General features: G+C 63.4%; 21 protein-coding genes. 12 read left to right on the top strand and 9 right to left on the bottom strand.

All coding sequences use genetic code 11. The features are described from left to right. Window positions 1-152: 152 nt before the first annotated feature. Window positions 153-818 carry an HAD family hydrolase gene (locus ACZ5WT_RS07595; protein ID WP_464286766.1) on the bottom strand — a complete coding sequence of 222 codons (666 nt, stop codon included), beginning with the start codon at window positions 816-818 and terminating at the stop codon, window positions 153-155. Between the two features lie 177 nt (window positions 819-995). Between ACZ5WT_RS07595 and ACZ5WT_RS07590 the strand changes: the two genes are divergently transcribed. Together ACZ5WT_RS07590 and ACZ5WT_RS07585 are read left to right on the top strand one after the other, a co-directional pair. Further along, a complete protein-coding gene (locus tag ACZ5WT_RS07590) occupies window positions 996-2,405 on the top strand; it encodes a protein adenylyltransferase SelO (RefSeq protein ID WP_464286765.1) in 1,410 nt (469 codons plus the stop codon). A 14-nt stretch (window positions 2,406-2,419) separates the two neighbouring features. Beyond that, the gene (locus ACZ5WT_RS07585) at window positions 2,420-2,974 is read left to right on the top strand and encodes a gamma carbonic anhydrase family protein (RefSeq protein ID WP_464286764.1); all 555 of its coding nucleotides are present in this window, start codon (window positions 2,420-2,422) and stop codon (window positions 2,972-2,974) included. 3 nt (window positions 2,975-2,977) lie between these two features. Here ACZ5WT_RS07585 and ACZ5WT_RS07580 read toward each other — a convergent pair whose 3' ends face one another. Next, a complete protein-coding gene (locus ACZ5WT_RS07580; protein ID WP_464286763.1) occupies window positions 2,978-4,390 on the bottom strand; it encodes a helix-turn-helix domain-containing protein in 1,413 nt (470 codons plus the stop codon). Between the two features lie 131 nt (window positions 4,391-4,521). Between ACZ5WT_RS07580 and ACZ5WT_RS07575 the strand changes: the two genes are divergently transcribed. From ACZ5WT_RS07575 to ACZ5WT_RS07540, 8 genes are all read left to right on the top strand, one after another. Beyond that, complete coding sequence (locus ACZ5WT_RS07575) at window positions 4,522-6,054, top strand: acyl-CoA carboxylase subunit beta (protein WP_464286762.1); 1,533 nt, start codon at window positions 4,522-4,524, stop codon at window positions 6,052-6,054. A gap of 11 nt (window positions 6,055-6,065) precedes the next feature. After that, complete coding sequence (locus ACZ5WT_RS07570; protein ID WP_464286761.1) at window positions 6,066-6,266, top strand: hypothetical protein; 201 nt, start codon at window positions 6,066-6,068, stop codon at window positions 6,264-6,266. Beyond that, the gene (locus ACZ5WT_RS07565; RefSeq protein ID WP_464286760.1) at window positions 6,263-8,218 is read left to right on the top strand and encodes an acetyl-CoA carboxylase biotin carboxylase subunit; all 1,956 of its coding nucleotides are present in this window, start codon (window positions 6,263-6,265) and stop codon (window positions 8,216-8,218) included. The genes ACZ5WT_RS07570 and ACZ5WT_RS07565 overlap by 4 nt, the downstream gene beginning before the upstream one ends. Next, window positions 8,218-10,338 carry a methylmalonyl-CoA mutase gene (gene scpA, locus ACZ5WT_RS07560; RefSeq protein WP_464286759.1) on the top strand — a complete coding sequence of 707 codons (2,121 nt, stop codon included), beginning with the start codon at window positions 8,218-8,220 and terminating at the stop codon, window positions 10,336-10,338. Before ACZ5WT_RS07565 ends, scpA begins: the two co-directional genes overlap by 1 nt. Then, the gene (mce, locus tag ACZ5WT_RS07555; protein WP_464286758.1) at window positions 10,335-10,739 is read left to right on the top strand and encodes a methylmalonyl-CoA epimerase; all 405 of its coding nucleotides are present in this window, start codon (window positions 10,335-10,337) and stop codon (window positions 10,737-10,739) included. Before scpA ends, mce begins: the two co-directional genes overlap by 4 nt. Window positions 10,740-10,746: 7 nt before the next feature. Then, the gene (locus ACZ5WT_RS07550; protein WP_464286757.1) at window positions 10,747-11,520 is read left to right on the top strand and encodes a DeoR/GlpR family DNA-binding transcription regulator; all 774 of its coding nucleotides are present in this window, start codon (window positions 10,747-10,749) and stop codon (window positions 11,518-11,520) included. A 182-nt stretch (window positions 11,521-11,702) separates the two neighbouring features. Beyond that, window positions 11,703-14,327: a bifunctional diguanylate cyclase/phosphodiesterase gene (locus ACZ5WT_RS07545; RefSeq protein WP_464286756.1), complete on the top strand. Its 2,625-nt coding sequence runs from the start codon at window positions 11,703-11,705 to the stop codon at window positions 14,325-14,327. Between the two features lie 34 nt (window positions 14,328-14,361). Beyond that, complete coding sequence (locus ACZ5WT_RS07540; protein WP_464286755.1) at window positions 14,362-15,402, top strand: Gfo/Idh/MocA family protein; 1,041 nt, start codon at window positions 14,362-14,364, stop codon at window positions 15,400-15,402. Between the two features lie 38 nt (window positions 15,403-15,440). Here ACZ5WT_RS07540 and ACZ5WT_RS07535 read toward each other — a convergent pair whose 3' ends face one another. The 5 genes from ACZ5WT_RS07535 to ACZ5WT_RS07515 are packed head-to-tail and all read right to left on the bottom strand — an operon-like array spanning window position 15,441 to window position 20,710. Then, entirely contained in the window at window positions 15,441-16,274 is an 834-nt protein-coding gene (locus tag ACZ5WT_RS07535; RefSeq protein WP_464286754.1) for a dipeptide ABC transporter ATP-binding protein, read from the bottom strand. Next, window positions 16,271-17,119, bottom strand: coding sequence for an ABC transporter ATP-binding protein (locus ACZ5WT_RS07530; RefSeq protein WP_464286753.1), 849 nt, complete (start codon window positions 17,117-17,119; stop codon window positions 16,271-16,273). The genes ACZ5WT_RS07535 and ACZ5WT_RS07530 overlap by 4 nt, the downstream gene beginning before the upstream one ends. A 4-nt stretch (window positions 17,120-17,123) precedes the next feature. Then, entirely contained in the window at window positions 17,124-18,038 is a 915-nt protein-coding gene (locus ACZ5WT_RS07525; RefSeq protein WP_464286752.1) for an ABC transporter permease subunit, read from the bottom strand. 9 nt (window positions 18,039-18,047) lie between these two features. Further along, window positions 18,048-19,055 carry an ABC transporter permease subunit gene (locus ACZ5WT_RS07520; protein WP_464286751.1) on the bottom strand — a complete coding sequence of 336 codons (1,008 nt, stop codon included), beginning with the start codon at window positions 19,053-19,055 and terminating at the stop codon, window positions 18,048-18,050. Between the two features lie 59 nt (window positions 19,056-19,114). Then, window positions 19,115-20,710, bottom strand: coding sequence for an ABC transporter substrate-binding protein (locus ACZ5WT_RS07515; protein ID WP_464286750.1), 1,596 nt, complete (start codon window positions 20,708-20,710; stop codon window positions 19,115-19,117). Window positions 20,711-20,930: 220 nt separating this feature from the next. On the opposite strand from ACZ5WT_RS07515, the gene ACZ5WT_RS07510 reads away from it, so the two are divergent. Beyond that, window positions 20,931-21,323, top strand: coding sequence for a VOC family protein (locus ACZ5WT_RS07510; RefSeq protein ID WP_464286749.1), 393 nt, complete (start codon window positions 20,931-20,933; stop codon window positions 21,321-21,323). A gap of 64 nt (window positions 21,324-21,387) precedes the next feature. Next, window positions 21,388-22,326 carry an aldo/keto reductase gene (locus tag ACZ5WT_RS07505; protein ID WP_464286748.1) on the top strand — a complete coding sequence of 313 codons (939 nt, stop codon included), beginning with the start codon at window positions 21,388-21,390 and terminating at the stop codon, window positions 22,324-22,326. 9 nt (window positions 22,327-22,335) lie between these two features. On the opposite strand, the gene ACZ5WT_RS07500 is transcribed toward ACZ5WT_RS07505, so the two are convergent. Both ACZ5WT_RS07500 and ACZ5WT_RS07495 read right to left on the bottom strand, forming a co-directional pair. After that, window positions 22,336-23,274, bottom strand: coding sequence for a Gfo/Idh/MocA family protein (locus tag ACZ5WT_RS07500; RefSeq protein WP_464286747.1), 939 nt, complete (start codon window positions 23,272-23,274; stop codon window positions 22,336-22,338). A gap of 79 nt (window positions 23,275-23,353) precedes the next feature. Then, the gene (locus ACZ5WT_RS07495; RefSeq protein WP_464286746.1) at window positions 23,354-24,607 is read right to left on the bottom strand and encodes a glycerate kinase type-2 family protein; all 1,254 of its coding nucleotides are present in this window, start codon (window positions 24,605-24,607) and stop codon (window positions 23,354-23,356) included. Window positions 24,608-24,679 lie beyond the last annotated feature (72 nt).

Here is a 24,679-nt window from a genome sequence, read left to right as displayed (position 1 = left end):
TGCAGGGACTTGATCGATGGTGAGGGGGTGGTAACGCGGATCGATAAAAGTTTATGCAATTAAGGATTGCCACCGCGATTGCTGTGGAGCAAGGGCCCGGCACAAACAAAAAGCCCCGCCGGAGCGGGGCTTGGTGGAAGCTTTGTTAAGACTCACACAGGCTCGAAAGCGGCCCTGTGGACATGGACGAGACTGTCCATCACCGCGATGCCGAGGCCGCGAATCTCGTCACTGGGGTGGACGAGGTCGGGCACCATGACGGTCTGCATGCCGGCCGCATGGGCGGCGCGGACGCCGGTATGGCTGTCCTCTAGCGCCAGGCAATGGCGCGGATCGATGCCCAGCCGCCCCGCCGCCAGCAGGTAGGGCTCGGGATGCGGCTTGGGGTTGGTCACGTCATTGCGGGTGACGATGGCGTCGAACATTTCGAGCAGGCCGGCCGCGCCAAGCTGATGCTCGGCATGGGGCTGGCGCGACGAGGTGGCGATGGCCGTCGGGATGCCGCGGGCCTGCAGGTCCCCGATCAGCTCGCGGGCGCCGGGCTTGACCGGAACTCCGCCCGAGGAGCGCTGGGTCATGATGACCCGGCAGCGCTCATCGAACAGCGTATAGGGAAAGCTGACGCCATAGGTCTGGATCAGCAATTGATGGGTCCGCTCGTGGCTGCCACCCACCATGGAGCGGTGCACGGCGTCGGTCATCGGGAAACCGAGATCGTCGCAGACCTCGAACACGATGGCGCGGAACACGCTTTCGGTATCGAGGATGGTGCCATCCATGTCGAAGATGACGGCCTGGAACGGCGCAAGTCGGAGCATGTCGTTCTGGATTTTCATTACCGTCGATATAGGGGCTTTCGCGCCGCCGCGCCAGACCGGCCCGCGTGAGGCAGGATTGCAGAAATCTACAAGCCAATCACAAGAAATCTGCTGGCATGCTGCAAGAAAACTGCCAGAATGCTGGTGGTTTTCCGGTGCCATGCTAGCGTCGCTGCCATGTCCGATTTCCAGCCTTCGCAAAACCATCTCTCGCTGGGCGACGCCTTCTTCGACCGCGTCACGCCCGCCGATTTCCCCCAGGCCATATTGCGCCACCACGACCAGCGCTGGGCCGCGCGGATGGGGCTGGATGGCCTCTCCGACGCCCAGTGGATCCGCCATTTCGGGCGCTTCGAGCCCCTGCCCGGCTCGCTCCCGCAGCCCCTGGCGCTGCGCTATCACGGCCACCAGTTCCGCAGCTACAATGCCGATCTCGGCGACGGGCGCGGGTTCTTATTCGCGCAGGGTTATGACCTTGCGGATGGCCGGCTGCTCGACTTCGGCACCAAGGGCTCGGGCAAGACGCCATGGTCGCGCGGCGGCGATGGCAAGCTCACCCTCAAGGGCGGCGTGCGCGAGGTGCTGGCGACGGAAATGCTAGAGGCGCTAGGGGTTTACACCTCAAAGAGCTTCTCATTGATCGAGACCGGTGAAGCGCTTTACCGCGGTGACGAACCCTCCCCGACCCGCTCGTCGGTGCTGGTCCGGCTCAGTCACAGCCACATCCGCATCGGCTCATTCCAGCGCCTCGCCTATCTCGAAGACCACGCGGGATTGGCCAAGCTGCTCGATTATTCCATCGCCAATTACTACCCCCAATTGGCCAACGAGACCGACAAGGCCGCGGCATTCCTTGCCGCCGTGGTCGACAATGTCGCCCGGCTCGGCGCGCAGTGGATCGCGGCGGGTTTCGTCCATGGCGTGCTCAACACCGACAATATCAACATCACCGGCGAGAGCTTCGACTATGGCCCCTGGCGGTTCATCGCCAGCTACGACCCCGCCTTCACCGCCGCCTATTTCGACGAAACCGGGCTCTACAGCTTCGGTCGCCAGCCCGATACGCTGGCCTGGAACCTGACCCGCCTGGCCGAATGCCTGCTGCCGCTTTCGAGCATCGAGGCGCTGGAGCCGGCGCTCAATACTGTCTGGCCGCTGTTCCGCGCGGAGCTGCCGCGGCAGATGCTGCGCCGGCTCGGCCTGATGCCGCGCGACACCGAGAGCGACAGCGAATTCCTCACCGAACTGTTCGGCTTTCTGGGCGCCAGCCAGGCGCCGTACGAGCAATTCTTCTTCGATTGGTATGGCGGCGCGCGCAGTGCCGGGCGGGCGGGGCGCAGCCCGTCGGCAGCCTATTATGCCAGCGAGGCTTTCCGGCCAGTGGCCAATGCGCTCGAAGCTTTTGAACCCGCCGATGGCCTGCGGCTCGACCATGCCTATTTCGCCCGCCAGCGCCCGCGCACCATGCTGATCGAGGAAATGGAGGCCATCTGGGCCCCGATCGCCGAGAGCGATGGCTGGACCCTGTTTCACAGCACGCTGGCAGAGATCGCCGAGATGCGCGATGCCTATGGCATCAAACCCTGAATCGGGAGGACCCAATGCCCATCTTCGCGCTTGACGGAGTCGCACCGCAAATCGACCCGGACACCGCCTGGATCGCCCCCACCGCCGTCCTCGTCGGCGATATCGTCGTGGGAGCCGAGGCGGGCATCTGGTTCGGCGTGGTGGCCCGCGGGGACATCGAACGCATCACCATCGGGGCGCGCTCCAACGTGCAGGAAAACTGCGTGCTGCATACCGACCACGGCTATCCCCTTGATATCGGGGCCAATTGCACCATCGGACACAGCGCCATCGTGCATGGCTGCATTATTGGCGACAACACGCTGATCGGGATGGGCGCCACCGTTCTCAACGGGGCCAGGATCGGCCGCAACTGCCTGATCGGCGCCAATGCCCTTGTTACCGAAGGCAAGGTGATCCCCGACAATTCCGTGGTCGTCGGCGCACCGGGCAAGGTGGTGCGGCAGATCGATGAGGCGGGGGAGAAAGAGCTGGCAGCCTCGGCCGACCGTTATGTGAAAAACGCCAAACGGTTTGCCGCGGGGATGATGCAGATCGACGGGCCGGGCTTCGACTTCGAACCGGCGTGAACCTCACCCGATCTCATAGGGAACGATGGCGCGCCGGTCCGCCGGCACAGTGATGCTGGCGGCCAGTGGCGGCACCGAGCGCTGGGGGCAGGTGCGGCGTTCGCAGATGCGGCACGAGATGCCGATGGGGTCGAACGCCACGCGGGCGGGGTCGATATCCTCGCCATAGACCAGCCGCCCGGCATGGCTCACCTCGCAGCCGAGCGCATAGGCGTAGCGCCTTGTGGTGCCGTGATAGCCGCCGGTGCGCTTTTCGGAGGACCAGGCCAGGCTGATATAGCGATGCCCGTCAGGCGTTTCAGCCAGTTGCCGGATGATCTGGCCATGCGCCTCGAAGGCCCGGTGCACATTCCACAAGGGGCAAGCGCCGCCGAAGCGGGCGAATTGCAGCGCCGTGGCCGAATGGCGCTTGGTGATGGTCCCTGCCGCATCGACCCGGGCGAAGAAGAATGGCACGCCGCGCTCGCGCGGGCGCTGCATGGTGGAGAGGCGGTGCGCAATCTGCTCGAGGCTGGCGCCGAACACGTGTGCCAGGTCCTCGATATCGTAGCGATAGGCCTGCGCCGCCTTGAGAAAGGCGCCATAGGGCATTTGCAGCGCGCCGGCGAAGTAATTGGTCAGCCCCATGCGGGCAATGCTGCGCGCCTCGGCAGTCTTGAAATTGGCGGCGTCGAGCAATTCGCCAAGCAGGGTCGCCTGTTCCAGCCCGCCCAGCACGGCGGCGATCTGGAAGAACTGCGTCGAGGGTTCCAGCCGGCTATTGACCCAGAGGTCGCGATTGGCGCGATCGAACGTGCTGATCGCATCGCCCCCTGAGGGCGGGGTCAGCATGACACGGATATTGTGCGTTTCGGCGCAATAGATGGTCAGCCGCCGCAGCCGGTCGGGCCCGAATTCACCCAGCTCGCCCGCCAGCGCCTCGGCGGCGCGATCGAGGGGATCGATATAGTTATCGGCATAGTGGAAGAAGTCGCGCACCTCTTCATATGCGGTCTGCATGCCGCTTTGCGGATCGCGGGACAGGGCCGCATCGACGCCGGCCAGCCGCTCATTGGTTTTGCGATAGCTTTCGTAAAGCTGGAGCATGGCGCGGGCCATGTCGGGCGCGTTGGTAGCGACTGTCTTGAGTTCCTGCAGGTTGGGCACGCCCTCGCCAAACACCGGATCGGCCAGCGCCTCGCGCAGATCGGCAACGAGGCGATCGCTGGCGTCGGTCATCAGTTCGGAGAGGTCGAGATTGAAGCCATCGACCAGCGCCAGCATGACCGAGGCGGTCAGCGGGCGCTGATTGGATTCGAGCTGATTGACATAGGAGGCCGAAATTTCCAGCCGCGCCGCCAGCTCGGCCTGGGTCAGCTTGTGCTGGCTGCGCAGGGTACGCAAACGCGCTCCGGCAAAGACTTTCCGCGCCGCCATTCACACAACTCCACAAAATCACAAAGCTTGCTTTGTGTAGATGTAACAGGTCCGCCCTTTGCTGTCTTTTGCAGACTTGGGGCACGGCACGCGCTGACATAGTCTGCAGCCACGACCGGGAGTGCCCAAGCATGCAAAAGATCATCGCCGAACTCGAAGACAAGCGCGCCCAGGCGCGACTGGGCGGCGGGCAGCGCCGCATCGACACCCAGCATGGCAAGGGCAAGCTGACGGCGCGCGAGCGGCTCGACGTGCTGCTCGATCCCGGCAGCTTTGAAGAATACGACATGTTCGTCACCCATCGGGCGACCGATTTCGACATGGCCGACACCATCATTCCCGGCGATGGCGTGGTGACCGGCTGGGGGACGATCGAGGGGCGGCTGGTCTATGTGTTCAGCCAGGATTTCACCGTGTTCGGCGGCTCGCTGAGCGAAACCCATGCCAAAAAAATCTGCAAGATCATGGACCTGGCGCTGCAAAACGGCGCGCCGGTGATCGGGCTCAACGATTCCGGCGGGGCCCGCATTCAGGAAGGCGTGGCCAGCCTCGGCGGCTATGCCGACGTGTTCTGGCGCAATGTGCAGGCCTCGGGCGCGGTGCCGCAGATATCGGTGATCATGGGCCCCTGCGCCGGTGGCGCGGTGTATTCTCCGGCCATGACCGACTTCATCTATATGGTCAAAGACACCAGCTACATGTTCGTGACCGGGCCGGACGTGGTCAAAACCGTCACCAATGAGACGGTAACCCAGGAAGAGCTGGGCGGAGCCTCGACCCACACCAAAATCTCCTCGGTGGCTGACGCGGCCTTTGAAAACGACATCGAGACGCTGCTGGAAGTGCGACGGCTGTTTGGCTTCCTGCCGCTGGCCGCCGGGCAGAAGCCACCGCGCCGGCCGACGCATGAGCCGATCGTGCGCGACGATGCGAGCCTCGACACCATCATCCCCGACAGCGCCAACAAGCCCTACGACATGCGCGAGGTGATCGAGAAGGTCGCCGACGAGGGCGACTTCCTCGAACTGCAGAAGGACCATGCCGGCAATATCCTGATCGGTTTCATCCGGCTCGATGGGGAAACGGTGGGCGTCGTCGCCAACCAGCCGCTGGTGCTGGCGGGGTGCCTCGACATCAACGCATCCAAAAAAGCCGCGCGCTTCATCCGCTTCTGCGACAGCTTTGAAATTCCCATCCTGACCTTTGTCGACGTGCCGGGCTTTCTGCCCGGCGTGGCGCAGGAATATGGCGGCATCATCAAGCATGGCGCAAAGCTGCTCTTTGCCTATGCCGAAGCCAGCGTGCCGCTGGTGACCGTCATCACCCGCAAGGCCTATGGCGGCGCCTATGACGTGATGGCCTCCAAGCACATCAAGGCCGACGTGAATTATGCCTGGCCATCCGCGGAAATCGCCGTGATGGGCGCCAAGGGCGCGACGGAAATCCTCTACCGCTCCGAACTGGGCGACAAGGACAAGATCGCCCAGCGCACCGCCGACTACGAAGCCCGCTTCGCCAACCCGTTTGTGGCGGCCGAGCGCGGCTTCATCGACGACGTGATCATGCCGCACGGCACGCGGCGCCGGGTGATCAGGGCGTTCTCAACGCTAAGGCATAAGCAGCACAGCATGCCGAAAAAGAAGCACGATAATATTCCATTGTGAGGAGCCCGAGCATGAAGATTCAGTACACAAAAAAACACAAAGACGGCTCGGTCGAGATCCTCACGCCGCATCAGTATGCCGGTGGAAAGTACCGCGTGGAAATAGAAGTTACTGAGTTGGAGATGATCGATCATGTGAAGAACGGCGCACGCGTCCGAATGTCAGGACCGATTAGCTCTGCCAGCGTTGTTCCACCGGACACCACTCCATGATCACCAAACTCCTCATCGCCAATCGGGGCGAGATTGCTTGTCGGGTTATCAAGACCGCCAGGAAGATGGGCATTGCGACGGTGGCGGTTTATTCCGATGCCGACCGCGAGGCGCTGCATGTGCGGATGGCTGATGAGGCCGTGCATATCGGGGCGTCGCCGGCCAAGGATTCCTATCTCCAGATAGACAGGATCATTGCCGCGTGCCGGGAGACCGGGGCGCAGGCGGTGCATCCGGGCTATGGGTTCCTGTCGGAAAATCCCCGGTTTGCCGAGGCGCTGGAAGCGGCGGGGATCGTCTTTGTCGGGCCGCCGGTCAAGGCGATTGAGGCCATGGGCGACAAGATCACCTCCAAGAAGCTGGCGGCAGAGGCCGGGGTCTCGACCGTGCCCGGGCATATGGGGCTCATCGATGACGCCGAGCATGCGGTGACCATCAGCCAGTCAATCGGCTATCCGGTGATGATCAAGGCCTCGGCCGGCGGCGGCGGCAAGGGCATGCGCATTGCCTGGAACGACGCGGAGGCGCGCGAGGGCTTTGAGCGCAGCAAATCCGAGGCCGCATCCTCGTTTGGCGACGATCGCATCTTCATCGAGAAATTCGTCACCGAGCCGCGCCATATCGAGATCCAGCTGATTGGCGATCAGCACGGCAACGTGCTCTATCTCAACGAGCGCGAATGCTCCATTCAGCGGCGCAACCAGAAGGTCATCGAGGAGGCGCCCTCGCCGTTTCTCGACGAGTCGACCCGAAAGGCGATGGGCGAGCAGTCGGTCGCGCTGGCCAAGGCGGTTGGTTACACTAGTGCTGGCACGGTGGAGTTCATCGTTGATGGAAACAGGAACTTCTATTTCCTCGAGATGAACACGCGCCTGCAGGTGGAGCATCCGGTGACCGAGTTGATCACCGGGCTAGATCTGGTGGAACTCATGCTGAGCGTCGCCAATGGCGAGAAGTTGCCGCTGAGCCAGGACCAGGTACAGCGCAATGGCTGGGCCATCGAAAGCCGGCTTTATGCCGAGGATCCGTATCGCAATTTCCTGCCATCGACGGGGCGGCTGGTGCGCTATCGGCCGCCGGCGGAAACCGACTCGGTGCGCAATGATACCGGCGTGTTCGAGGGGGGCGAAATCTCCACCTTCTACGATCCGATGATCGCAAAACTCTGCACCTGGGCGCCGACGCGGCTGGAGGCCATCGACGCGATGGCGGTGGCGCTGGACAGTTTTGAGGTGGAAGGCGTTGGCAACAACCTGCCCTTCCTCTCGACGGTGATGGACCAGCAGCGCTTTCGCGATGGCACACTGACCACCGGCTATATCGCCGAGGAATTTCCCGAGGGCTTTGCCGGAGCGGCGCTCAATGCGGCGCAGCTGGCCGACGTGGTTGATGCCAGCGCCATCATGATGGCCCGGCGCGAGCAGCGGCGGACGGGTACTGCCACCGCCTCGGATTGGCATGTGCAGATCGGCGAGGCGGCGCATGCGGTCAGCCTGCATCAGCGCGGGCTCGAGACCGTGGTCAACGACGCGCCCATGCAGCTGCACTGGCACCCCGGCGAAACGCTGGCGCGGCTGGTGCGCAGTGATGGCCGTGAGGCCGTGATGAAGGTCACGCCGACCACGTCGGGCTTCCGCATCCGCTATCGCGGGGCCGATCTCAAGGTGCTGGTGCTGCGACCGCACACCGCGCAATATCTCAGGCATATGCCGATCAAGGTGCCGCCCGATATGAGCCGGTTCCTGCTGTGCCCGATGCCGGGCCAGGTGGTGCGGATCGACGTGGCCGAGGGCGACATCGTGGAGGATGGCCAGCCGCTGGCGATCGTTGAGGCCATGAAGATGGAAAACGTGCTGAAGGCCGAAAAGCGCGCCCGGGTGAGCAAGGTGCATGCCGTGCCCGGCGCGGTGCTGGCAGTGGATCAGGTGATCCTTGAGTTCGAGGCGGTGTGATGAGCGACAAGTCGAACTTCGCCCACTGGGCCGCGCTGGCGCAGAAGGAGTTGCGGGATACTTCACTGTCGTCGCTAAACCGCGACTATGGCGGCATTCCCGTCAAACCGGTCTACTTTGGCGACGATGCGGAAATTCCTGGCCAAGAACCGTTTACCCGCGGCGTACGGGCAACGATGTATGCCAACCGGCCCTGGACGATCCGGCAATATGCCGGATTTTCAACGGCGCGGGAGAGCAATGCCTTTTATCGGCAGGCGCTGGAAAAGGGGCAGAAGGGGCTGTCCGTCGCTTTCGATCTGGCCACCCATCGCGGCTATGACAGCGACCATCCGCGCGTCACCGGCGATGTGGGCAAGGCGGGCGTGGCCATCGACAGCGTCGAGGACATGAAGGTGCTGTTTGACGGCATCCCGCTCGATCAGATGAGCGTGTCGATGACCATGAATGGTGCCGTCATCCCGGTGCTGGCCATGTTCATCGTCGCGGCCGAAGAACAGGGCGTGCCGCAGGCCAAGCTCGACGGGACCATCCAGAACGACATTCTCAAGGAGTTCATGGTCCGCAACACCTATATCTATCCGCCCGAACCCAGCATGCGGATTGTCGGCGATATCATCGCCCATACCGCCCGCCACATGCCCAAGTTCAACTCGATTTCCATCTCGGGCTATCATATGCACGAGGCCGGAGCGACGGCGGTGCAGGAGCTGGCCTATACGCTGGCCGACGGCATGGAATATGTGCGGGCGGCGCAGGCGCGCGGGCTCGATATCGATGCCTTTGCCGGGCGGCTGAGCTTCTTTTTCGGCATCGGCATGAACTTCTTTCTCGAAGTCTCGAAGCTGCGCGCCGCGCGCCAGCTGTGGAGCGAGATCATGACCGGTCTGGGGGCTAAAGACCCGCGCTCCAAGATGCTGCGCACCCATTGCCAGACCTCGGGCGTGTCGCTGACCGAGCAGGACCCGCACAACAATATCGTGCGCACCACGATCGAAGCGCTGGCGGCGACCCTGGGGGGCACGCAGAGCCTCCATACCAATTCCTTCGACGAAGCCATTGCGCTGCCCACCGAGTTTTCGAGCCGCATCGCACGCAATACCCAACTAATTCTGCAGCATGAAAGCCGCATTACCGACGTCGTCGATCCGCTTGGCGGCTCCTATTATGTCGAGGCCCTGACGCGCGAACTGGTGGAGGGCGCCAAGATCCTGATCGGCGAGGCCGAGATGGCGGGCGGCATGACCAAGGCGGTGCAATCGGGCGGGCCCAAGCTCGAAATCGAACGCGCTGCTGCCTTGCGCCAGGCGCGCGTCGACCGCGGGGAAGACGTGATCGTAGGGGTTAATCGCTATCGGCTCGACAGCGAAGAGGGCATCGAGGTACGCGAGATCGACAATGCCAAGGTGCGTGCCGAGCAGGTAGCACAGCTGCAGCGCATCCGCGCCGGCCGCGACGAGGCCAAGTGTCAGTCGATGCTGGCGGCGCTGCGGGAATATGCGGCCAAGGATGAGGGCAACCTGCTCGAAGCCGCCATCGAAGCCGCACGGGCCCGCGCCACGCTGGGCGAGATTTCCGCTGCCATGGAAGACGTGTTCGGTCGCCACTCGGCCATCACCCGGGTGATTTCGGGCGTCTATGCCGGTGGCTATGGCGACGACCCCGAATTCTCGGCCATCAGCAACCGCATCGACACCTTCAAGGCGGCGCGGGGCCGCGCGCCTTCGATCTTCATCGCCAAGATGGGACAGGATGGCCACGATCGCGGCGCCAAGATCATCGCTTCGGCCTTTGCCGATTTGGGCTTCAACGTGCATATGGGCGACCTTTTCGAAACCGCCGATGAAGTGGCCAACCATGTCGACGAGCTCAAGGTCGATGCGGTGGGCGTTTCCTCGCTGGCCGCAGGACACAAGACATTGGTGCCCGAACTGATCGCGGCGCTGTCGGCCCGGGCCCTGGGCGATGTTACGGTGGTGGTGGGCGGGGTCATCCCTGAGCAGGATTACGACTTCCTTTACCAGGCTGGCGTCGCCGGTATTTTCGGCCCCGGCACCAATGTGCTCAGCGCCGCCTTTTCGGTGCTCAGCCAGATCGAGGGAAGGCTCAGCAATCGATGATCGGGCGCATCAATCACATCGCCATCGCCGTCTCAGATCTTGGTGCGGCGGCCAGCAAATACCGCGATCTACTCGGCGCTCATGTCGGCCAGCCGCAGGCCTTGCCAGAGCATGGCGTGACCGTGGTGTTCATCGATACCGGCAACAGCAAGGTGGAGCTGCTGGAGCCACTGGGCGAGGACTCGCCGATAGCGGCATTCCTCACCAAGAACCCCAATGGGGGCATGCACCACATCTGTTTCGAGGTGGCCGACATTGCCGCGGCGGCCGCAACGCTGGCGGCGGGCGGGGCGCGCGTGCTAGGCGATGGCACACCCAAGATTGGCGCCCATGGCAAGCCGGTGCTGTTTTTGCACCCCAAGGACTTTGATGGCACGCTGATCGAACTCGAAGAGGTTTGACGCCATAATGATCGACGCCACCGAACGGCATGCGGCCATTCTCGAAATCGCCCGGCTGCATAACCGGGTCACCGTCGAGCAATTATCCGGCCATTTCGCCGTTTCGGTGCAGACCATCCGCAAGGACCTCAACCAGCTCTGCGACCAGCGCCTGCTGACGCGGGTGCATGGCGGCGCCACCCTCCCCTCAGGCGTCGAGAACCTCGAATATGAAGCGCGCCGTCGCATCGCAGCCGGCGCCAAGGATGCCATCGGGCAGGCCGTGGCCGCGCTTATTCCCAATGATGCATCGCTGTTCATCAATATCGGCACCACGACCGAAGCGGTCAGCCAGGCGCTGCTCGATCATGACGGGCTGCTGGTCATCACGAACAATATCAACGTCGCCAACCGCATGCGCGTCTATCCGCGCTTCGAGGTGGTGATTGCCGGCGGCGTGGTGCGCCCGTCCGATGGCGGCATTGTGGGTGAGGCGGCGGCCGGGTTTTTCTCCCAATTCAAGGTCGACTACGCCATTATCGGGGCCTCGGCGCTCGACGAGGAAGGCACCTTGCTCGACTATGACTATCGCGAGGTGAAGGTGGCCCAAGCCATCATCGCCAATGCGCGCCACGTGATCCTCGTGGCCGACCAGAGCAAATTTGCTCGCTCGGCGCCGGTGCGGATTGCGCGCATCGGCCAGATCGCCACTTTCGTGACCGACCACTGCCCCTCCGAGCGGTTCCGGGCGCTCTGCGCCACGGCGGGCGTCGAACTGGTGGAAACCGAAGCCGGGCGTTAGCATTGCGCTAACCACGCCGTTCAGTTGTTCTGCGGCGTAAGGCCCCTTTAATTCCGCCGCGCCATGAATGGCCTACTGACCAGAAGGTCGGGATGGGTTTGGCGGGTTGAGTGAGCGCGTACACGACAAATAGGCAGGAGCACTGGCTGGGTTGGCTGCGTCCAATCTTACTCCCAGCCGTGATGGCGCTTGCTGTTTTGGTTGCAGGCGGGGTGTTTCTCGACCGTCAGACCAACATCCTCAATGAAGAGCGCATGCGCGCCGGCGTGATGTCGGAAGTCGCGGTGATCCGGGCCAAGCTCGAAGGCAATATCAACAGCAACATCCAACTGGTACGGGGCTTGGTCGCGACGCTGTCGACCGAGCCGAATATGGGCCAGCAGCGTTTCTCCGATCTCAGCTCCACCCTGTTCGGCGGCGCCAGCCAGTTGCGATCGGTCGCCGCGGCGCCTGACCTCGTGGTCTCGATGGTCTATCCGCCCGGGGAAAACAACCGGGCGATCGGGCTCGATTACCGGACCAATGAAGCGCAGCGCGCTGCGGTGCTGCGCGCGCGCGACACCGGCCGGTTGGTGCTGGCCGGACCGGTCGATCTGGTTCAGGGCGGGCGCGGGTTCATCGGCCGCTTCCCGGTCTTTACTGACCGCGAAGGAGTTCCCCAATTCTGGGGCGTGGTATCGGCCGTGGTCGATGCCGACCGGCTCTACGAGGAAAGCGGGCTCAACGACATCCATCTCAGCATCGACGTTTCGCTCACCGGCCGGGATGCGACCGGCAGTGTGGGCACGCGGTTTTATGGCGAAGACCTGAGTGCGTTTGATCCGGTGGTGGCCGATGTCGTGCTGCCCTCGGGCACCTGGCAGATCGCCGCGGTACCCAAGGACCGCTGGAGCGGCGCCGAGCGCAACAGCCTGACGCTGCGGCTGGCGATTTTTGCGGCGGGCGCGCTGGTGCTGCTGCCGATCTTGATCACCGCCCGTCTCATCGGCGAGCGCCAGACACATTTCCGCGAACTGACCTCGCGCGAGGCCGAACTGGAACGGCTCTCCCGACGCCTGGGCCTGGCGCTCGAAACCTCGCAGGTCGGCGTCTGGGAAATGGACATCGAAACGCGCGATCTGGTCTGGGACGACCGGATGAATCAGCTTTATGGCCTGCCAGTGGATGGCGGGATGCGCGACTACACCCACTGGCGCGATGCGCTGCATCCCGATGACCTTTCAGCGGCGCAGGCCGATTTTGCGCGGGGGATCGAGACCGGCCGCTATCTCTCGGAATTCCGGGCGCGCCACGGCGATGGTTCGGTGCGCCATGTGCGCTCGCTGGGCACCGTCTATCTGGGCAGCGACGGACATCGCAAGATTTTGGGCGTCAACTGGGACGTGACCGCCGACGTGGAGCGCAACGAGGCGCTACGGCGCGCCACCCAGCTCACCGAGGCGCGCAACCAGCAGCTCGAAGCGGTGCGCGTGCGCATCGAGCACAACGCCCTGCATGACAGCCTAACCGGCCTCCCCAACCGCCGCTATCTCGACGAGATGCTGCGCCGGCATGCCGAATTCGGCTACCAGGACAGCGGCAGCGTCGCGCTGCTCCATATCGACCTCGATCGCTTCAAGCAGATCAACGACACGCTGGGCCATGCGGCTGGCGATGCCATGCTGATCCACGCCGCGGGCGTGTTGCGCGACAATTGCGCCCCAACTGACTTCGTGGCCCGCATCGGGGGCGACGAATTCGTCGTGCTCACCACGGCAGGCGATGGCGACGACCAGCTTGCGACGCTTGCCGAGCGCTTCGTGCAGAAGATGCGCCAGCCGGTGAGCTTTGAGGGGCACCTTTGTCGGTTTGGCGTCAGCATCGGCATTGCCGCGCGCACCGGGGGCAGCATCGACGTCAAGCGGTTGCTGATCAATGCCGACATCGCGCTCTACCGGGCCAAGGCACGCGGCCGCAATCGCTACGAGTTCTTCTCGGACGCGCTGCAGGCGGAGGTGGTCAACACCAAGCGGGTCGCCGATGAAATCCTGAACGGCATCGAGCGGAACGAATTTGTGGCCTGGTTCCAGCCCCAGTTTGACGCGAAGACCCTTGACGTGGTGGGCGTCGAGGCGCTGGCGCGCTGGGAGCATCCCACCGAGGGGCTCAAGGCCCCCGACAGCTTCCTGGGCACGGCCGAGGAACTCAATGTGGTCGCGACGATCGACCGGCTCATGCTTGAGCAGTCGCTGGCGGCCCTGCGCCGCTGGGACGATATGGGGCTCAGCGTGCCGCGCGCCTCGGTCAATGTCTCGCTGCGCCGACTCAACGACGAGGACCTGATCGGCGGCCTCAAGCAGCTCGACATCCAGCCGGGGCGGCTGTCGTTCGAGCTGGTTGAATCCATCTATCTCGACGAGCGCGACGACATCGTCGGGTGGAACATCGACCAGATCAAGGACATGGGCATCGACGTCGAGATCGACGATTTCGGCACCGGCTATGCCTCGATCGTTTCCTTGCAGAAGCTGCGCCCGACCCGCCTCAAGATCGACCGGCAACTGGTCAACCCCATTCTGACCGACCCGGCGCAGCGGCAGCTGCTGGCGTCGATCGTGGAGATCGGCAAATCGATGGGGATAGAGGTGGTGGCCGAGGGCGTCGAGACCATGGAACACGCCGCCATCCTGCGTGACCTGGGCTGCGATATCCTTCAGGGCTACGCGCTGTCCCGCCCGCTGAGCAGCGCCGATCTCGAAGTGTTCCTGCAAACCCAGGCCTGGCGCAACAGCAACCCGCTTCTCAAAGGCGTCCCCGTAGGGCATTGATCACCCCAAAAGCCAAAGCGGGGGAGCGAGGGGCATGGGGGACGACAAGGGGCGGTTCGGGATTGGCGTGGTCGGGGCAGGCATGGCCGCCAAGCCGCACGCGCTGGCACTGCAATCGCTGAGCAAGGACATCGCTGTCATCGGCGTCTACCGCCGGGACGCGGCCAAGCGGGCTGCGTTTTGCGAGGCCTATGGCTTTGCCCAGGCCGACAGCTATGAGGCCCTGCTGGCTGATCCGCGCGTCGACGCCATTCTGGTGCTGACGCCGCCCAATGCGCGCGAGGCGATCGTGGCCGCGGCCGCCAAGGCGGGCAAACATGTGCTGATGGAAAAGCCGCTGGAACGCACCGTGACCGCGGCGACGCAACTAGTGGACCTGACCGAGGCCGCCGGGGTGAAACTGGGCGTGATGTTCCAACATCGCTTCCGCAAGGCATCGCGCTATCTAGCAGAGGCCGTGGCCGAAGAGCGTTACGGCCCGATTGAAGCGGTGCACCTGAGCGTACCCTGGTGGCGCCCACAGGCGGGCTATTACGACCAGCCGGGCCGGGGCTCGCTGGCGCAGGATGGCGGCGGGGTGCTCATCACCCAGGCCATCCACTCGCTCGACCTGATGCTGAGCCTTTGCGGCAGGGTGGAGGCCGTGACCGCGATGGCCCGCACGACGCGCCTGCACCGGATGGAAACCGAGGATTTCGTTTCGGCCGGCATCGAATTCGCGAATGGCGCAGTGGGGGCGGTGATGGCGACGACGGCCAATTTCCCCGGCGGGCCGGAAAGCCTAACGATCAATTTCGCGGAGGCCAGCGCCACGCTGACCGCGGGCAATCTGACGATAAGAACCATGGCGGGCCAGACCATTACCGAGGGCGAAGTGAGCCAGAGCGGCAGCGGGGCCGATCCGATGGCGTTTCCCTTCGATTGGCACGCGGCCCAGATTGCCGAATTCGCTGACGCCGTGCGCAATGACCGTCGGCCCCTTTCGAACGGGCGTTCGGCGCTGCAGGTTCAGCGGTTGATCGAAGCCATGATGGCGTCATCGAAGGCGGGACGGCGCGTGACGCTGACCGACTAGAGCCGGAAGCCCCCTCCCCGCAGGGAGGGGGCAAAGGGCTAGGCCGCAGTGGCGGCCTTGCGGGCCAGACGTTCCTTGATGCTGGCGACGCTGGAATTAGGCGTCGCGGCAAACAGGGTCTGCGTGTAGGCGTGCTGCGGATTGTTGAACACTTCGTCGCGCGTGCCGTGTTCCACCACATCGCCGAAATACATCACCATGACTTCGTCAGCGATATAACGAACGACTGACAGATCGTGGCTGATGAATACGTAGGTCAGGCCGAACTCGTCCTGCAGATCCTTGAGCAGGTTGAGAATCTGCGCCTGTACGCTGAGGTCGAGCGCGGAAACCGGCTCGTCCAGCACGAGGAAGCTGGGGTTGAGCATCAGCGCCCGCGCGATGGCGATACGCTGGCGCTGGCCACCCGAGAACATGTGCGGATAGCGATTGAAGTGCTCGGGACCCAGGCCCACCTTGAGCAGCATCTGCATGGCTTTCTGCCGCCGCTCGTCGGAGCCCATATTGGTATTGAGCAGCAGTGGCTCGGCCAGGACCTCACCGATCTTCTGGCGCGGATTGAGCGAGCCATAGGGGTTCTGGAAAACGATCTGCACCTTCTGGCGCATCGCCTTGGAGACCCCGTGGCGCGAGTCCACGGTTTCGCCGTCGATCAGGATATCGCCCGAGGTCTGCTGGTCGATCAGGGTGATCATGCGGGCGAGCGTGGACTTGCCACAGCCGCTTTCGCCAACCACGGCAAGGGTGCGGCCCTTTTCGAGCTTGAAGTTCACGCCCTTGACGGCATGGACCACCTTGGCCGGACGGAACAGGCCGCCGGAGCTGACATAGTCGCGCTTGAGATTGCGCACTTCGAGGACGGGTGTCGTCATTGGCCGGCCTCCACTTCAGAAGCAAAGTTGAAATCGGCCACCGTCGGCAACCGATCGCCCACTGCATTTTCCGGTAGGGCGGAGAGCAGGGCGCGGGTGTAGTTGGACTTGGGGTTTTCGAACAGAGTCAGCACGTCGGCCTCCTCCATCTTGTGCCCCTTGTATTGCACGATGACGCGGTCGGCGGTTTCGGCCACGACGCCCATGTCATGGGTGATCATGATGAGCCCCATGCCGGTATCGACCTGAAGCTGCACCAGCAGGTCCAGGATCTGCTTCTGGATGGTCACGTCGAGCGCAGTGGTCGGCTCGTCGGCGATCAGGAGCTTGGGATTGCAGGCGATCGCCATGGCGATCATCACGCGCTGGCACTGGCCACCGCTCATCTGGTGAGGGAAAGCGCCAAGTCGGTCGGCGCCATCCTTGATGCCCACAAGCTTGAGCAGTTCGATGGTGCGCGCCCGCGCCGCCTTGCCGGTGAGGCCCATATGGCGGTTGAGTACTTCCTCGATCTGGAAGCCGATGGTGAAGCAGGGATTGAGGCTGGCCACCGGCTCCTGGAAGATCATCGAGATCTCCTTGCCGATAATCCGACGCTTCTCCTGCGGGCTCATCGCCAGCAGGTCCTTGCCTTCGAACTCCATCTTGTCGGCGGTGACCGTTGCCGTGCCCGGCAACAAGCCCATCACCGCCAGCATGGCGACAGATTTGCCAGAGCCGCTTTCGCCCACGATGGCGAGCACTTCGCGTTCGTCGACCGACACGTCGATCCCGTCCACCGCCTTGAACAGGCCGAGGGAGGTGTCAAAGGAGACGGTGAGGTTCTTGATTTCAAGCAGAGCCATTGTCTCAGCTCCTCTTGAGCTTGGGATCGAGCGCATCGCGCAGCCCGTCGCCCACGAGGTTGATCGCCAGAACCGTAATCAGGATGGCCAGACCCGGGAAGGTCACCACCCACCAGGCGCGCAGGATGAACTGGCGCGCTTCGGCGAGCATGGTGCCCCATTCGGGCGTCGGCGGCTGGGCGCCAAGGCCGAGGAAGCCCAGGGCGGCAGCGTCGAGGATGGCGCTCGAGAAGCTGAGCGTTGCCTGCACGATGAGCGGTGCAAGGCAGTTTGGCAGGATGGTCTTGAACATCAGCCGGAAGTGGCCAGCGCCGGCCACGCGGGCCGAAGTCACGTAATCCTTGCCGATTTCACCCAGCACCGCCGAGCGCGTGAGGCGCACGAAGTGCGGCTGCAGCACCAACGCGATGGCGATCATCATATTGATCAGGCCCGGCCCCAGAATGGCCACCAGCACCAGGGCCAGCAGCAGCGAGGGGAAGGCCAGGATGAGGTCCATCAGGCGCATCAGGAAGGTATCGATCCAGCCGCCGGCATAGCCGGCGATGAGCCCGACCACGATGCCGACGCTCAGCGCGATGGTCACCACCACGGCGCCGATCAGCAGCGAATATTGCGAGCCATGGATGAGGCGCGAAAGGATATCGCGACCCACGGCATCGGTGCCGAGCAGGAATTCGGGACGCCCGCCGGGCAGCCAGGATGGCGGCACCAGCAGCGCATCGCGATATTGCTGGATCGGCGAATGCGGAGCGATCCAGTTGGCGAAGAGTGCCATCAGGACGAGCAGGATGAACACGACGAGGCCAATGACCGCGCCGCGATTGACCGAGAAATAATACCAAAACTCACGCAGCGCGATCAGCTTGCTGATCTTGGGCGCCGCATTGGGATCGGCGACGGTGACAGAATTGGACATAACTGCCTCCTATCGATGCCGGATACGGGGATTGATGAGGCCGTAAAGCACATCAACGATGAGATTGACCGCCATGACGATCAGCGCGATCAGCAGCAGGCCCGCCTGCACGACCGGATAGTCGCGACGGGATATTGCGTCGATCATCCACTTGCCGATGCCGGGCCAGGAGAAGATAGTCTCAGTGAGGATGGCGCCAGCCATCATCACGCCGACCTGCAGGCCAATGGTGGTGACCACAGGGATCAGCGCATTGCGCAAAGCGTGGACGCCGACCACCCGCGAGGGCGCGAGGCCCTTGGCGCGGGCCGTGCGGACGTAATCGTCGCCCAACACTTCGAGCATGGCCGAACGCGTCTGGCGAGCAATGATCGCCAGCGGAATGGTGCCCAGCGTCACCGTGGGCAGGATCAGGTGGCGAACCGCCGAGGTGAAGGCGCCGGACTGACCCGATAGCAGCGCGTCGATGGTCATGAAGCCGGTGACCGGCGGGAAGAAATACAGCAGGTCGATGCGGCCCGAGACCGGGGTCCAGCCGAGCGTGCCCGAGAAGAAGATGATCAGCAGCAGACCCAGCCAGAAGATCGGCATGGAATAGCCGACAAGAGCGGTCCCCATCAGGGTCTGATCGAGCCAGGAGCCGCGCTTGACGGCCGCGATGATGCCGGCGGGAATGCCCAGCAGCACGGCAAAGGTAATGGCAAAGAACGAGAGTTCCACCGTCGCCGGGAAGAGCGTCAGGAAGTCCCGGATCACCGGGCGCTTGGTGGATACGGAGGTGCCGAAATCGCCTTGGAAAATACCGGTGAGGTAGTTCCAGTACTGTTCCCAGATCGGCCGGTTGTAGCCGAATTGCTCGAGCAGCATCTGATAGCGCTCGGGCGAGACGCCGCGTTCGCCCGCAATCAGCAGAACGGGGTCGCCGGGCAGGACACGAACAAAGGCAAAAGCGAGGATGGTGATGCCGATGAAGGTCGGCACGATCAGCAGCAGGCGGTGCAGAAGAAAGCGGATCATTGATGCTATCCGTTAGCAAAGAGCGGCGCCGTAGCGCCGCTCTCGCGTGTCATTAAAGACTATTCAGTGATGTCGACGCCGTCAAAGGCGTGGGTGCCCTTGGGGTCCATGATATAGCCAGTGACCTTGTTGCTCATCGGCATGAAGACGACAGAGTGTGCAATGGTCAGCCATGGGGCTTCGCGCTTGAACACGACCTGGGCTTCTTCATAGAGAGCGGTACGTTCAGCCTGGTCAGAGGTGACCTTGGCCTTCTGGATCAGAGCGTCGAACTCTTCGTTGCACCACTGGGCGCGGTTAGCCGAACCAACGGCGTCGCAACCAAGCAGAACAGCGAGGAAGTTGTCCGGATCGCCATTGTCGCCGGTCCAGCCGAGCAGCACAGCGCCATCGCGGTCGGGCAGCAGCGACTGGGCGAGGTACTCACCCCATTCCATCGACACGATCTCGGCGGTCACGCCAACGGCGGCGTAGTCAGCCTGGATCATTTCGGCCATGCGGCGTGCATCCGGGTTATACGGACGCGAAACCGGCATTGCCCAGACCTTCATGTTGAGGTTTTCAACACCAGCTTCGGCCAGCAGGGCCTTGGCAGCTTCCGGATCATACGGATCGTCGACGACCGAGGTGTTGTAGGACCAGATGGTCGGCGGGATCGGGTTGATGGCGACGGTCGCGTTGCCGTTGAACACGGCTTCGACGATGGCCTTCTTGTCGACAGCCATGTTGAGGGCCTTGCGGACCTTCACGTTGTCAAACGGCGCCACGATCGTGTTGTAGGCGAGGTAGCCGACGTTGAGGCCTTCCTGTTCCATCAGCTGCAGGTTCGCATCACCACGGATGGTGTCGAGGTCAGCCGGGTTCGGATATGGCATCACGTGGCATTCGCCGGCCTGCAGCTTCTGCAGACGGACAGCCGGATCGGTGGTGATGGCAAAGACCAGGTCGTCGAGCGGCTGCACGCCACCCCAGTAGTCGTCGAAGGACGAGTAGCGGATCGCTGCGTCCTGCTGGTAGTTGACGAACTGGAACGGACCAGTGCCGATCGGCTGCTGGTTGAGCTGGTCCATCGTGCCGGCAGCGGCGAGCTGGTCAGCATATTCAGCCGACATGATCGACGCGAAGTCCATTGCCATGTTGGCGATGAACGGCGCTTCAGGACGGGTCAGGGTGAACTTGACGGTGTAGTCGTCGATCTTCTCGATGTTGGAGAGCAGGTCGCCCATCGACATCGAGTTGAAGTATTCCCAGGAAATGCCGGCCGTGTAGGCATTCCACGGGTGATCGGACTTCCACTGGCGCTCGAAGCTGAACAGCACGTCGTCAGCGTTGAACTCGCGGGTCGGGGTGAAGTAGTCGGTGGTGTGGAACTTCACGCCCTTGCGCAGGTGGAACGTGTATTCCGTGCCGTCTTCGGAGACGTCATAGCTCTCGGCCAGGCCGGGCTCGGTCGCCGAAGAACCCTTGGTGAACTGAACCAGACGGTTATAGATCGGACGCGAGGACGCGTCGAACGTGGTGCCGGCCGTGTAGGGTGCAGGGTCAAAGCCTTCGGGCGAACCTTCCGAGCAGTAGACCAGCGTCTTGGCCTGAGCGGCCCCAGCGGTCAGTGCGATTACCGCCGACGCCGCCAGAAGCGTCTTCATCAATTTCATGGCTGTTGTCTCCCATTTTATCACGCACCCGGATTGCCAACCGGGGCTTGGGGGCCAACAAAGCTTAGAATCTGCGGGAGCGCAATGGGTGACTCTGACCATTTGGTCAATCAGATGACCAAGGAAACGTCCATCCACAGAATTGGACGCTTTCCAATTGAACCGTTCGGCACCCGCTTGCTGACTTGACCCCGGACGAAGGCTGGTGATCCATGAGCAGATGAGCCAAACGATTGCTACTGTCACACTACTCGTCGCTGAATATGATGATGCCATCGCATTTTACTGCGAAAAGCTAGGTTTCGAGCTGATCGCCGATACTGAGCTTGGTGGCGGCAAGCGCTGGGTTCTGGTTGCCCCGCCGGGCAAAGCCGGCGCGCATTTGCTGCTGGCTCGCGCCGATGGCGGGAGCCAGCGCGCGGCGGTCGGCAATCAGGGTGGCGGCCGTGTGATGTTTTTTCTCAATACGACGCATTTTGAGCGCGACCACGCCGCCATGGTGGAGCGCGGCGTGCGGTTTCTCGAAGCGCCCCGGCACGAGGCCTATGGCTGGGTGGCCGTATTCGAAGACCTCTATGGCAACAAGTGGGACCTCATCGAGCCCCAGGGATGACAGCCCCGCGCGAACCGATCGCAGCCGGGGACGTTTAGCTTTCACATCATAATGGAGATGCAATATGGACCGCCGCCCCCTGGGACGCAGTGAAATCGTGATTGAGCCGCTTGTGCTGGGCGGCAACGTCTTCGGCTGGACCGTGGACGAAAAGGCCGGTTTCGCCATTCTGGACGCCTTTGTCGAAGAGGGTTTCAGCGCCATCGACACGGCGGAAGGCTATCCCAACTGGGTGCCGGGCAATCCGCCGGGCCGGAGCGAGACGATTATCGGCAACTGGATGAAAGCGCGCGGCAACCGCGCCGACATGCACATCATGACCAAGGTGAACTCGGGCAAGAAACCGGGCGGACTGAACGCGGAACACGTTGCCCCGGCGCTGGAAGCGTCTCTGGGGCGCCTGCAGACCGACTATGTCGACGTCTATTTCAGCCACTGGCCCGATGCCGAAACCAGCCACGAGGAAACGCTGGGCGCCTATGACCCCATGGTCCGCGCCGGCAAGGTGCGCGCGCTCGGCGCCTCGAATTACACAGCGGACATGCTCAAGGCGGCACAGGAAACCGCCGTCATCAAGTCACTGCCGCGCTACGAGGTGATCCAGCCCCGTTTCAATCTCTATGACCGGGCCGAATTCGACGCGCTGCGCGACACCGTGATCGAGAACGAGCTAGGCGCCGTGGTCTATTACAGCCTCGCCTCGGGTTTTCTTACCGGCAAGTATCGCGGCGAGGCCGATCTGGGGAAGTCGCCGCGCGGCGGTGGCATGGCCCGATATCTCGACGCCAAGGGACAGGCCATATTGGCGGCGCTCGACCAGGTGAGCAAAAGCAATGACGCGACGCCGGCCGAGGTCTCGCTGGCCTGGCTCGTCGCCCAGCCCGGCGTCACCGCCCCGATCGCCTCGGCGACCTCGGTGGAACAGGTGCGCAGCCTCGCGCGCGGCGTACGCCTGAAACTGAGTGAAGCGGACCTGAAGCTGCTCACCGACGCTGGGCACTAGGCGGGAAGACTACCAGTCGAAATCCGGCCCATTGTGGCGGGCAGCAAGGAAAAAGACGTCGCACATCAAGCGCAGAGGTGCGGCGTCGACATCGCTCTGGCGGCGATCAAGCAGGTCGGCGAAATGCTCGTACATGGCCGCATACTCGCGATCATCATTGCGCAGCACCAATTCGCCATTGATGTTGAGGGAGCGACCGCCCTGTTCGAGCAGGAGCACATTGCCGGTGCCCGTCTCGATCCGGACAGTCCAGACCTCGCCATCCTCCTCGAGCCAATTGAACCCTGCCGAGAGCGCGGGCTGGTGCAGCTGACCGGACTTGAAACCGATCTCGGCATCGACCGGCGCCTGCCGATTAGCTGGGAAAGTCAGCCTGGAGCTGGCCACGAAAACCGGGAAGGGCATGATCTTGGTGAGGATCGAGAGCGCATTGATGCCCGGATCGCAGACACCGAAGCCACCCGGCTCCCAGACCCAATCCTGACCGGGATGCCATTTGCGCGCGCTCTCGCGCCAGTCGATGCGCAAGGTCCGCACCCCCTGCTCGGCCAGGATCGCCTTGGTGCGATCCACCGCGGCGTTATATTGGCTGTGCCAGGTCTGGTAGAGCACCCGATCGAGAGCCCGGGCGTGCGCGACGAGATCGTCGAGCTCGGAAATGGTGGTGGTGGGCGGCTTTTCCATCATCACATCCTTGCCGGCGTCGAGCGCCTCGCGGACATATTGATGGCGAATGCCGGGGGGCGTGCAGATCGACACCAGCCCCACCTCGGGCATGGCGGCATAGAGTTCGGCAGGAGTGGTGAAAACCGGCAGGCCGTTGTGGCTGACGCCCCGGGTTGAGACGGTCGCGGCCAGCTCGAAGTCTTCGGAATGATCGATGACCGGCAGATGCTGGTCCGTGGCGATCTTGCCCACGCCAATCACCGCGATCTTTCGTCTGGCCATCCCCGGCTCCCATGATGAAGACGAAAGCGGTTAGAACAGAGCCCACTGGCGCTGCCAAGTCTAATTGTATGATTATTTGCTAGCGAATGATGATCGCCCGGAAGTCATTGACATTGGTGCCGGTCGGGCCGGTCACCAGCAGGTCGCCAATCGCCGCAAAGGCGCTGTAGGCGTCGTTGTTGGACAGTGCCACCAGCGGATCAATTCCCGCCTTGCGCAGGCGGGTCGCCGTCGTGCCATCGGCAAAGGCGCCGGCATTGTCCTCTGAGCCATCGATACCGTCGGTGTCGGCTGCCAGGGCCGCAATCCCCTCCAGCCCGTCGATGGCAATGGCCAGAGCCAGCAGGAATTCGGCATTGCGCCCGCCCCTGCCCTTGCCGCGCAAGGTCACCGTGGTCTCACCGCCCGAGAGCAGTACGACCGGCTTGGCGAAAGGCCGGTTGCGCTGGGCAATCTCCCGCGCCAAGGCCGCGTGAACCTGCGCCACATCGCGCGCTTCTCCCTCGATGGAGTCAGAGAGGATGGCGGATGCAACGCCCCGCGCCCGCGCCACATCGGCCGCGGCCTCCAGCGACAGGGCAGCCGAAGCGATGGTCTGCACAGTGTGATTGGCAAATACCGGATCGCCCGGCCGCGGCGCCAGATTGTCATCGCCGGCAAGCAGGTCGCGGGCATGGGGTGGCAGGTCGAGGTGGTAGAGATTGGCATATTTGCGCGCCAGCTCGCGCGTGCCGCCCAGCGGAATGGTGGGGCCGGAGGCGACCAGAGCCGGGTCATCCCCCGGCACGTCGGAGACGACGAGCGTGGCGACGCGCGCCGGCGCACAATGCGCGGCGAGCCGCCCGCCTTTGATGGTCGAGAACTGATTGCGAATGAGGTTCATCACCGAAATCGGCGCGCCAGAGGCCAACAAGGCCCGGTTGATCGCCTGCTCATCATCGAAAGTCAGCCCCGGCGCGGGTGCGGGCAACAGGGCCGACCCGCCGCCCGAGATCAGCGCCACGACAAGATCGTTGGGACCGAGGCCGGACACTTTTTCCATGATGCGGCGCGCGGCAAGAAACCCGGCTTCATCCGGCACCGGGTGGGCAGCCTCGACAATTTCGATCTGCTGGCAGGGCTCGGCATAGCCGTAGCGCGTCACCACCAAGCCGCTGAGCGGGCCATCCCAGGCATCCTCGAAAGCCCGCGCCATCTGGGCGGAAGCCTTGCCGGCGCCAATGACCACCGTGCGGCCACTGGGGCGCTCGGGCAGGTGCCGGCGCACGGCGAGAGCCGGCTGCGCCTGATGCACGGCTTGGCGGAACATCTGTTCGAGCAGGGCGCGGTCCATGATTTCTCTCGGCTTGCGATTCGGTGCAGGCAAGGGTAGCCAGCATGGAGACCCAATTGCAGTTGTCAAACG

The sequence above is a fragment of the Devosia sp. T2-14 genome (assembly GCF_055397495.1).
Note: the sequence above shows the minus strand (reverse complement) of the source record. Positions and strands in the feature narration are given on the sequence as shown.

Coding starts and splice junctions, on each gene's coding strand:
- mce (WP_464286758.1), top strand. CDS start 10,335: ATGATCGGGCGCATCAATCACATCGCCATCGCCGTCTCAGATCTTGGT.
- ACZ5WT_RS07510 (WP_464286749.1), top strand. CDS start 20,931: ATGAGCCAAACGATTGCTACTGTCACACTACTCGTCGCTGAATATGAT.
- ACZ5WT_RS07505 (WP_464286748.1), top strand. CDS start 21,388: ATGGACCGCCGCCCCCTGGGACGCAGTGAAATCGTGATTGAGCCGCTT.
- ACZ5WT_RS07580 (WP_464286763.1), bottom strand. CDS start 4,390: ATGGCGGCGCGGAAAGTCTTTGCCGGAGCGCGTTTGCGTACCCTGCGC.
- ACZ5WT_RS07550 (WP_464286757.1), top strand. CDS start 10,747: ATGATCGACGCCACCGAACGGCATGCGGCCATTCTCGAAATCGCCCGG.
- ACZ5WT_RS07535 (WP_464286754.1), bottom strand. CDS start 16,274: ATGACGACACCCGTCCTCGAAGTGCGCAATCTCAAGCGCGACTATGTC.
- scpA (WP_464286759.1), top strand. CDS start 8,218: ATGAGCGACAAGTCGAACTTCGCCCACTGGGCCGCGCTGGCGCAGAAG.
- ACZ5WT_RS07525 (WP_464286752.1), bottom strand. CDS start 18,038: ATGTCCAATTCTGTCACCGTCGCCGATCCCAATGCGGCGCCCAAGATC.
- ACZ5WT_RS07495 (WP_464286746.1), bottom strand. CDS start 24,607: ATGGACCGCGCCCTGCTCGAACAGATGTTCCGCCAAGCCGTGCATCAG.
- ACZ5WT_RS07515 (WP_464286750.1), bottom strand. CDS start 20,710: ATGAAATTGATGAAGACGCTTCTGGCGGCGTCGGCGGTAATCGCACTG.
- ACZ5WT_RS07570 (WP_464286761.1), top strand. CDS start 6,066: ATGAAGATTCAGTACACAAAAAAACACAAAGACGGCTCGGTCGAGATC.
- ACZ5WT_RS07590 (WP_464286765.1), top strand. CDS start 996: ATGTCCGATTTCCAGCCTTCGCAAAACCATCTCTCGCTGGGCGACGCC.
- ACZ5WT_RS07545 (WP_464286756.1), top strand. CDS start 11,703: ATGGCGCTTGCTGTTTTGGTTGCAGGCGGGGTGTTTCTCGACCGTCAG.
- ACZ5WT_RS07540 (WP_464286755.1), top strand. CDS start 14,362: ATGGGGGACGACAAGGGGCGGTTCGGGATTGGCGTGGTCGGGGCAGGC.
- ACZ5WT_RS07520 (WP_464286751.1), bottom strand. CDS start 19,055: ATGATCCGCTTTCTTCTGCACCGCCTGCTGCTGATCGTGCCGACCTTC.
- ACZ5WT_RS07595 (WP_464286766.1), bottom strand. CDS start 818: ATGCTCCGACTTGCGCCGTTCCAGGCCGTCATCTTCGACATGGATGGC.
- ACZ5WT_RS07585 (WP_464286764.1), top strand. CDS start 2,420: ATGCCCATCTTCGCGCTTGACGGAGTCGCACCGCAAATCGACCCGGAC.
- ACZ5WT_RS07575 (WP_464286762.1), top strand. CDS start 4,522: ATGCAAAAGATCATCGCCGAACTCGAAGACAAGCGCGCCCAGGCGCGA.
- ACZ5WT_RS07530 (WP_464286753.1), bottom strand. CDS start 17,119: ATGGCTCTGCTTGAAATCAAGAACCTCACCGTCTCCTTTGACACCTCC.
- ACZ5WT_RS07500 (WP_464286747.1), bottom strand. CDS start 23,274: ATGGCCAGACGAAAGATCGCGGTGATTGGCGTGGGCAAGATCGCCACG.
- ACZ5WT_RS07565 (WP_464286760.1), top strand. CDS start 6,263: ATGATCACCAAACTCCTCATCGCCAATCGGGGCGAGATTGCTTGTCGG.